We start from the raw sequence: 1198 nt of genomic DNA, 5'->3' as shown, positions 1-1198 counted from the left end.
GATGGGATTGTTCGACCAGACCTTCTGCCAATGCGCCTTGGGGAACGCGGTGAACGCCAGCACATCGGTTTTCGCCTCGGCCATCATCGCGGCCACTTTGGGAAACGACGACTCCAAAGTGTCGGCGACGCGGTCCCATTGGTCGGCGACCTCGGCCGGGTCGGTGTGAGCGAAGATCGTCTTGACCGCCGCGGTCACCGCCGGAGCGTGTTTGGCCGATACCGCGGTGTGCAGGTTGCGCATGAAGTGCACCCGGCATCGCTGCCACGAAGAATTCGTGAATTGTTGTGCCACCGCAGCCTTCAAGCCGGCGTGGGCGTCGGAGATGACCAGATGGACCCCGGTCAACCCGCGCGCCTTCAGCGAGGTCAGGAACTCACGCCAGAATTCGAAGGACTCGCTGTCGCCCACCGCGGTGCCCAGTACCTCACGGGTGCCGTCGATGGACACCCCGGTGGCCACTACCAACGCCTGAGAGACCACATGGGCCCCGATGCGGACCTTGCAAAAGGTCGCATCGCAGAACACGTACGGGAACTCGGTATGGGACAAGCTGCGGGTGCGAAACGCCTCGATCTCGGTGTCCAGGCCGGCGCAGATGCGGGAGACCTCGGACTTGGATACCCCGGTCTGCACGCCCATCGCCGCGACCAGGTCATCGACGCTGCGGGTCGACACTCCGTGCACGTAGGCCTCCATGATCACCGCGTGCAGCGCGCGGTCGATGCGGCGGCGCCGCTCGAGCAGCGACGGGAAGAACGACCCGGCCCGCAGCTTGGGGATGTGCACCTCGATGTCCCCCGCGGTCGTCGACACCGTTTTGGGTCGGTGCCCGTTGCGGTGTGTACCGCGTCCGTCGGTACGTTGGTAGCGGCCGGCGCCGATGGTCTCGGTGGCTTCGGCCTCGATCAGCGCCTGCAACCCGGCGCGGATCAACTCGGCGAACACCGCCCCGACATCGGCGGACTTGAGCGCGTCAAGCTGGGCGAGCAAGGCAGAATGATCCTGGGTCATCGCGTTGGTAGGTCCTCTCGTGAGTCACTTTGGTCGGTAACTCACTGACCACTACGCGATGGCCCACCCCAACGCCGGCAACGACACACCCGGCGAAAAATCCGGCACCGTCAGACCCAGGTTCCGAAACCCCACCACGCCAGGGGACTTACCCATCTCGGGCGGTCACCGGCGCAAGCGGAAC

The 1198-nt window shown here is 65.4% G+C and carries 1 protein-coding gene; it reads right to left on the bottom strand.

Annotation, left to right across the window (positions count from 1 at the left end):
• The coding region (locus AC5Y49_RS24710) for an IS256 family transposase (protein ID WP_499892005.1) at positions 1–1014 on the bottom strand (1014 nt) is incomplete at its 3' end.
• Positions 1015–1198 lie beyond the last annotated feature (184 nt).

Source organism: Mycobacterium sp. NGS62 (assembly GCF_059812285.1).
This window is presented reverse-complemented; position numbering and strand designations above follow the sequence as displayed.